Source organism: Vibrio sp. Vb1554 (assembly GCF_033344235.1).
Map to the genome: position 1 here is coordinate 1 of NZ_JAWPOJ010000177.1, position 1,445 is coordinate 1,445.

Sequence of the window (1,445 nt, forward strand, 5' to 3'; positions counted from 1 at the left end):
ATCATAATTATGAAATCAATGTGTTAGGGTGCGCGTGGTTTTCAAATAGCTCTAATGTTTGAAAGTGTGCATCAGTAATCCCAATAAGAAAAAGGAAAAAAAATGAATCAGCGTCTGATTATCAAAACCGCTTTGAGTGCCGCTATTTTGGCCTCGCTGGCTGGATGTGCTTCGCAACCTGCTCATGAATGGAATGCAGATACCACTTATAAATTGACTGTCTTACACACCAACGATCACCACGGTCGTTTTTGGCAGAATAAACACGGTGAGTACGGCATGGCCGCGCGCAAGACGTTGATCGATGATCTGCGTGATGAAATTCAAGCAGAAGGAGGCAGCGTGCTGTTGCTGTCTGGTGGTGATATTAATACCGGCGTTCCTGAGTCTGATTTACAAGACGCTGAACCAGATTTCAAAGGCATGAGTAAGATTGGCTACGACGCGATGGCGTTAGGCAATCACGAATTTGATAATCCGCTAGACGTGCTATTCAAACAGCAAGATTGGGCTAACTTCCCAATGCTGTCAGCCAACATTTACGACAAAAAAACGGGTAAGCGCTTATTCCAACCTTACGCGATGTTCAATAAGCAAGGCATTAAAATTGCGGTTATTGGTCTGACAACAGAAGATACCGCGAAGTTGGGAAATCCTGAGTTTATCGGTCAAGTGGACTTCCGCGACCCGAAAGCGGAAGCGAAAGAGCTGATTGCAGAACTGAAAAAAACAGAAAATCCGGATCTGATTTTCGCTGTTACGCACATGGGTCACTACGAAAATGGCAACCGTGGCATCAATGCGCCGGGTGATGTAGCTTTGGCGCGTTACCTTAATGAAGGCGATTTGGACATGATTGTGGGTGGTCACTCACAAGAGCCCGTTTGTATGGAAGGTCCTAACGTTATCAAAAAGAACTTTAAACCGGGTGATGAGTGTCAGCCAGACCAACAAAACGGTACTTACATTGTTCAGGCGCATGAGTGGGGTAAATATGTTGGCCGTGCCGATTACGAATTCCGTAACGGCGAACTATCAATGGTGAGCTACGATCTTATTCCTGTAAACTTGAAGAAAAAAATCAATGTGGATGGTCAATCACAACGTGTGTTTGTTCAAGATGAAATTACTCAAGACAAAGCGATGTTGGACTTCCTTCGTCCTTTCCAAGAAAAAGGCCAAAGCCAGCTGAATGTGAAAATTGCGGAATCAAACGGTAAGCTAGAAGGTGACCGTGATGTCGTGCGATTCCAACAGACGAATCTAGGTCGTTTAATTGCAACGGCTCATATGGAACGTGCAAAAGCTGATTTCGCAGTGATGAACTCAGGCGGTGTGCGTGATTCTATTGAAGCTGGTGACATTACATACAAAGATGTGCTGACCGTGCAGCCATTTGGCAACATGGTTTCGTACGTCGATATGTCTGGTCAAGAAGTCTTGGA

General features: G+C 44.9%; 1 protein-coding gene. It reads left to right on the forward strand.

The genetic code is table 11. The features are described 5' to 3' along the window. Nucleotides 1-102: 102 nt before the first annotated feature. Nucleotides 103-1,445: bifunctional UDP-sugar hydrolase/5'-nucleotidase UshA (gene ushA, locus R8N28_RS24740; protein ID WP_318183608.1), on the forward strand; the 1,343-nt coding region annotated here is incomplete at its 3' end.